General features: G+C 21.3%; 5 protein-coding genes. 4 read left to right on the plus strand and 1 reads right to left on the minus strand.

What is annotated here, in order from left to right; all coding sequences use genetic code 4:
• Both BU00_RS05245 and BU00_RS0103065 read left to right on the plus strand, forming a co-directional pair.
• Positions 1–231 (plus strand): hypothetical protein (locus BU00_RS05245; protein ID WP_036459018.1); only part of this gene is annotated, 231 nt, incomplete at its 5' end.
• A 249-nt stretch (positions 232–480) separates the two neighbouring features.
• Positions 481–813, plus strand: coding sequence for a hypothetical protein (locus BU00_RS0103065; RefSeq protein WP_027121440.1), 333 nt, complete (start codon positions 481–483; stop codon positions 811–813).
• 152 nt (positions 814–965) lie between these two features.
• Here BU00_RS0103065 and mip read toward each other — a convergent pair whose 3' ends face one another.
• Positions 966–3,506 (minus strand): Ig-specific serine endopeptidase MIP, encoded by a 2,541-nt coding sequence (gene mip / locus BU00_RS0103070; protein WP_027121441.1) that lies wholly within the window; start codon positions 3,504–3,506, stop codon positions 966–968.
• A 337-nt stretch (positions 3,507–3,843) separates the two neighbouring features.
• On the opposite strand from mip, the gene BU00_RS0103080 reads away from it, so the two are divergent.
• The gene (locus BU00_RS0103080) at positions 3,844–5,088 is read left to right on the plus strand and encodes a hypothetical protein (RefSeq protein WP_027121442.1); all 1,245 of its coding nucleotides are present in this window, start codon (positions 3,844–3,846) and stop codon (positions 5,086–5,088) included.
• Entirely contained in the window at positions 5,081–6,307 is a 1,227-nt protein-coding gene (locus tag BU00_RS0103085) for a hypothetical protein (RefSeq protein ID WP_027121443.1), read from the plus strand. Before BU00_RS0103080 ends, BU00_RS0103085 begins: the two co-directional genes overlap by 8 nt.
• Positions 6,308–6,539: the final 232 nt, after the last annotated feature.

The following is a 6,539-nucleotide window of genomic DNA, read 5'->3' on the forward strand; positions in this document are numbered from 1 at the left end:
GTTAAAAGTTTTATTAAGTTTCATTGTTCTGATTTATTAAAAAATAAATCAAGTTTAACATTTAATTCAATAATAGATGAATTATCAAAAATTGAGGTTTCAAAATTTGATGAAAAATATATAAGAAAAAATTCTCTAACTGCAAAACAAAAAGAAATACTCAAAAATTTGAATATTTCTTCTGATGAATTATATAGTTTCATAATATCTATAAACGAAAAAATTTCTTAATTTTTTTTATTTAGTATAAAATTTACTGAAAGTTTAAATTCTATCATAAAATGTCCTTTTTTTATTAGTATAAGTATTATACTAAATTATTTTAAAAAACAAAATAAAAAAATATTTTTTTTATAAATTTTTGGTAAAAAACGCACTTTTAAAAAGTAAAAGTGCGTTAGTATAATAAATTACTGAAAGTTTAAAATAAATGTTAATACATGAAAAACTATTAACTCTTCTGATGAATTACAAAAAGTTTTGGATTCTTTTGATTATGATGTAAAAACTTTTAAAGATAGTAAACTTATTGATGAATTGAAAAATATTAATTTTGATCAAAAAACTCTTATTTTTATTCCCAATTTATTTCAATTATATTCAGAATTTTATGGTTATAAAAAATATAGTGGATGAAATATTGTTTCGTTTTCACAAAATAATGAAATTATAAAAATGAATTTTAAATTTAGTGATCCAGGTTTTATGTCGGCAGGTACTAATGCATTCTTACACCAAACTAAAAATTATTTTGTAATTCTTGATAAATTCACTAATGACAATATAAAATTTGAATATGAAATTTTAGAATAATTATTAATAAAATCTATTATGAATATCAATTTCATAATAGATTTTTAAATTATTTATTTTTTATTATTTATTTTTTTGATATGTAAAAATATATAATTTAATTTATTTTTCCTGTGTTTCCGATAAAACGCAGAAAAATACTTAGTTTAAAACTAAGTATTTTTTGAAAATCTGTGAGATTCAGGGATATTATTTTCTTCTACACCATTAGGGAATAAATAAGTTTTTGTTATACCTAATTCTTTTAATTTTTGTCTATAAGAAGTTTTTTGGTCTTTACCACCACCATAAATTAAATCATATTGTGGTAAATTATATCCTCCATAAAGACCTTCAAAATTAAATCCTTGACTTCTTAAACCAGAACCAGTATTTGTTAATGCGTAATAATAATGACTATCATTAACACCAACTACTTCATTATTTTGATTTCTTACCGAACTACCTGAACTACCACCACCCGGTGCAAAGCTTTTGAATACATAACCAAGACCAGAATAGTAATATTCTTGCCCGGTTTCTGATGAAATGTATAATTTATCAGCAACAGCAGGTTGTGATAAAAATCTATCTATAACACCTGGCTTGTCTTTGAAAGTTCTTAATGTAAGATTTGAACTCAATCAGTTTCCACGATTTAGTCTTTCTTTCTTTTCTTGTGAAATACTTGAAGGATTTAAATTGTAATCCCTGTGATCAGCATTTGTTCATAAACTATATGAATGTTCTGCACTTTTAATTTGATCAGCATTTTGTGCTGCTTGATTTTCATCTATGTATAAGAAGAAATCAGCTTGACCTTGTCCTCCGGGGGTTCTTGAAATTGGATATCCTAAGATATATAAATTATCATATTGTGAAAGAGGTTTGGAAGCATTGTATCTTGAATCTTCTTTTGAAACTGGTGCATTTATATCTTCAAAACTGCTTAAATAATCCTTACTTGCAGGTTTTAATTTTTTATTTTCTGCAAGATTAGCATAATCATTTGTTACAAATTTAGCAAATTCTTCTGGTCCAGAAATCCCTTTAAAATTATAATCTTTTGGATCAACTTTTGTAAAATCAACCTCAAACACAGCAAAGTCTACAAATTCTTTTCTTTCATCCTTTTTATCAATTAAATATTCTTTAGGGTCTCATGTAAATACGTCTACTGCATCATAAATTCTTCTGAATGCTTTAGGAGATATAGAAATTTTATCAATCTTATCTTCATATGTTGTTGTTTTTAAGACATTTAAAACTGATGGATAATCTTTGTTTAATCTATCTAGGCTAAACCCTTGTAATTTATCAGGTGTTTTACCATCAACAACATGGTAATTTGTTCCAAAATATCATTTTGTTGGATATGATTTACCATCTTCTAATTGATAGTCTAAAATTCAAGCAGTACCACGTTCATTACTTTGTGCTCTACTTTGAGACTGGAATCTAACAAAATCATATGTTTTTTTCACAGCGGCTTCAACAGCATGTTTTGTAGAATCTTTTAAATCTGTTCTTGCTTTTGCTCTTTGTATAATCTTTTGTTGTTGATTTTTTCAATAGTCTTCTTTAATATTTTCGGATTCAGAAGGATCATAATCTTTTGTTAATTGTTCATATATTTTAGGGATAATGATATTTTTAATTTGATCATTTTGTTCATTACCCTTGTATTGTCTTATAAAATCTTGTTTTTGTTCTTCATCTTTAATTTTGTTAATTAATATATTTAAATCTTGATCATCTTTAAAAACTTCTTCAAGGATTTTTTGTTCATTTGTATCTGCTGAAAATTGGAATCAACTAAATCCTGCACTAAAAGTTTGTAAGGCAATGTTACTATATGTTTCATTTGTAATAAATCTTGCAACACCAACATCTTGTGCTTTAGCTTTTTCTAACTCGTCTCCAGTTTTACCAACTGCTCTTGGATATCAATCAAACCAAGAACGTAATACGCCAGCACCAGAAGTTCTAACTGATAAACCTGTAAAATTACCATTTGAATCATATTGTGGCATTGACATACCAAAACTATCTGCTTCATTATATGAAGGTAATTTTAATTTTTTTGCAATTGCATTATATTTATCAATATTTGCTTGTGAATTTTGAACTCTTCCACCAAATCCAGCACGTGATAATAAATCACGTGCTTTTTCATAATCATAGTCAAATCTTTCTTCATTATTTTTAGATAAATAATTTAAAAAGTCATTTTTTGATGCAGATGTTTGTGGAACTATAAAATTATTGTTTTGTTTTTGTTTAAATCCAGAAATATCAAATGATTTAACATTTTCTGATTCACCAAAATTAATAAATAATTTTAATGTTCCTGCTTCATCATTTGGTACAGTATTAATAATGTTAAATTTAATTTTTTCATCTTTAATTTTTAAACCTGCAAATTCTTGAAGTTTGTTTTCAATATCAGATGGAAAAAATGATGTTTTATTAAAATTCTCATTAAAATTAAAAAGATCTTGAAATGCTTTATTTTCAGTTTTTGCTTTAGTTTCTTGATCGTTATAAAAATTAGTATTTGTTGATTTTTGAGGATTATCATTATTATTTTTATTTGATTCAACTTCACTATCAGGTTTATTAGTTGTTTTTGGATCACCACATGAAATAGTAGCAATAGGTAGAAAACTAACACCAAATAAACCTAAGAAATATTTAATTTTATGTTTTTTCATACAGTCTCCTTTAATTTATTTAATTATATCATTTTTGAAAATGAGTTTTTAAGACCAAAAGAACATTGCATAAACAAATTAATTTTAATTAATATAGAATTAATACCATATTTATAAGTTATTTTAGTCTTTTTTTATATTCTTTATTTAATAAGTATTAAAATATTATTAGGGAAAGGAGATTTTTGAAAATATTTTATTAATTTTTGTTAATAATAATTAAAAATAATAAAAATTTATTTATAAGCTATAAAAATGGAGCAAGTACAATGAAACTTAAATTAAAAAAACAAATTTTTAACAATTAGATTAATAAAAATAAATTCATATATTGATCATGATTAAAAAAATATTAAAAACATTATGTTTTTCTTCATTGTTTATTTCAACATTGCTATCCAGTTCATGTATTAATATAAAAGAAAAACAGAAAAATGATTTATATAAAGAAGTTTATAAAAAATTTAACATAAAAATAAATATAAATGATTTTTCTGAAAAAGAAGCAGAAATATTTGTTGATTTTTTAGAATATACAGATTTAGATAATGTTTTAAAAGACTTTTTTCAAAATTACAAAACAATAGAAAATAACTATCAAAATCAGTGAGTTATAAATAACAAAATCAGTTATTTAAAATATTTAGATTACATTAGCAAATGAAATAAAAATATTGTTAAATTCAAGAAAATACAACTACAAAACTACAAAAAAGACTCATCAGCTGATTTAAAAAATATTAAACAAATTTCTTTAAATAAAAAACAATATAAAAAAACATTTAATCCTTTTCATAACTATTTTATAAATGATTTAGATAAACTATTTTTCTTGGAACAAGATAAACTAAAATTTAATAATGATGATTATTTAGATAAAAATCGTTTTAAAAATAGATTTGGCTTCGATAATTTTATAAGTTATTATGATTATAAAAAAATATTTAATTTCACAAAAAACAATGAAAAAATTAAACATTCTGGTTTAGATAAAAATACAAATGAAATTAATAATAAAAATATAAATAACTTATTTGATATTTGAGAAAAATTTCAAAAACAAAATTCAAATTATTTTATTTTAGAATTTAAAAATATTAAACTTATAGAAGAAAATATCAACAACAACAAAAAACTTGTTTTAACTTTTGAAAGTAATCAAAACTTAGATAAAGAAGACATTTTTATTTTTAATAATTCAAATGAGATCGGTCTAAAAACAATAAGAAGCTTAAAAATTGCAAAGAAATATGATTACAAATCTTATAATGAATTTTTAAGAATTCTTAATAATGAAAATAGTAGTAAAAAAAGAGTTAATAAGTTTTATAAAATTGATATATCAAATCTATATAAAGAAACACGTTTTCCCGAATTTTTAGTAATTACAAATGTTAATCCTTGAAATTTTAATAATGAAAAAATTTATTTTAATAATGTTGTTGAAAGTATCAATGAGTTGAAGGAAAATTTAGATAATAATAATGAGAATAAGAATAATATAACAATATGAACTGATGATATATTCAATTTGAATACTTTTGAAGAATTATTAATAAAGGTGTATTTAAACAATGAATAAAAAATATATAAAAAAATTTTTACTATTAATAACAATTTCTTCATCAATATCTTCCGTTTCTGTGTCTTGTGGTCCATCTATTATAAAAAGCAATGATTTAAATTTATTAGTCTCAAAATCACAATTAACCCATTCAGAAAAGAAATTATTTAATGAAATTCTTGAATCAAATTATTTTAATAATGAAATAAAAAATAAATATTTATTAGATTTTTTGCAAAAATATAACCCTGACAGTGATATTAAATTTAATAATGATTATCAAATTAACTATTTATGATTTTTGAAAAATTTATTAGTTAACTTAAATAATAAAAAACCAGAAGTACATGATTTAAATTCTTTTGTTGTAAAAAATAAAGTAAAAATAAGTGAATTAAATCAAACAAATACAACAAAAATTATTACTTTTAAACATAGTAAAACCACAAAAAATAATGAAATAAAAATTAATTTATACGATACTTGAAACTGATTTAGAGAGTTTTTGTTTACAAATCTTAATTATTATTTAATGAATATAAGCAACTTTTGAATTATAAATAAAGATAAACTTAATTTTGATAATGATCCATTATGAAATGAAATAAGAACCTATTTTAATGAAAATAATGTTAATATACGTATTAATGAATTTTACAACCAATCTATTTATGATTTTTACAAAATACAAAATATTAATAAAAAAATAAATCTTAATAAAATATTAAAAAATCAAACTATTAATGATATTAAAATTAACGAAATTTTAAATAATCAACATATGTTTGAAACAACCTTTAAAGCAATTAATGAAAAATATATTGATTATGTTAATAATTTTTATATAAAAGATATAAATCTTATTTCAAAAAATAATGATAAAAAAGTATTTTTATCATTCAAAATACCAAAATATATTAACACGGATGATCTTGAAATTTCTTTTGATAATCAACCAAAAGATAATTTAAATTTAAACATAATTAACATTCTTAAAAAAGCCAAAATTTTAAGTTTTGAACAATTTAAAGAAAGTTTTTTAAGCACATTTAAAAATCAAAAAAAAGATATTGACTTTAAAGAAATTTTATTAGATATAACTGATCATGTGGAAAATAAAAACACTTTATACTTTGTTTCATCATACAATTTTATTAACCAATTTAAACTTTCAGTAATTTATTATACTAACGCACTTTTACTTTTTAAAAGTGCGTTTTTTACCAAAAATTTATAAAAAAAATATTTTTTTATTTTGTTTTTTAAAATAATTTAGTATAATACTTATACTAATAAAAAAAGGACATTTTATGATAGAAAAATTTAAAAAAGTTTTAATACCAACTGGCGCAAAAATAAGTAAAAGAAAAAACGCTTGATATGTTCAAGTTGTCACAAAAAGAGAGTACATAAAAGAAAAAAAGTATTATAAAGAAACAAAAGTTGCAGTAGGAAGAGTTCTAAAAACT

It is taken from the genome of Mycoplasma leonicaptivi ATCC 49890 (assembly GCF_000622205.1).
GTDB lineage: Bacteria > Bacillota_I > Bacilli_A > Mycoplasmatales > Metamycoplasmataceae > Mycoplasmopsis > Mycoplasmopsis leonicaptivi.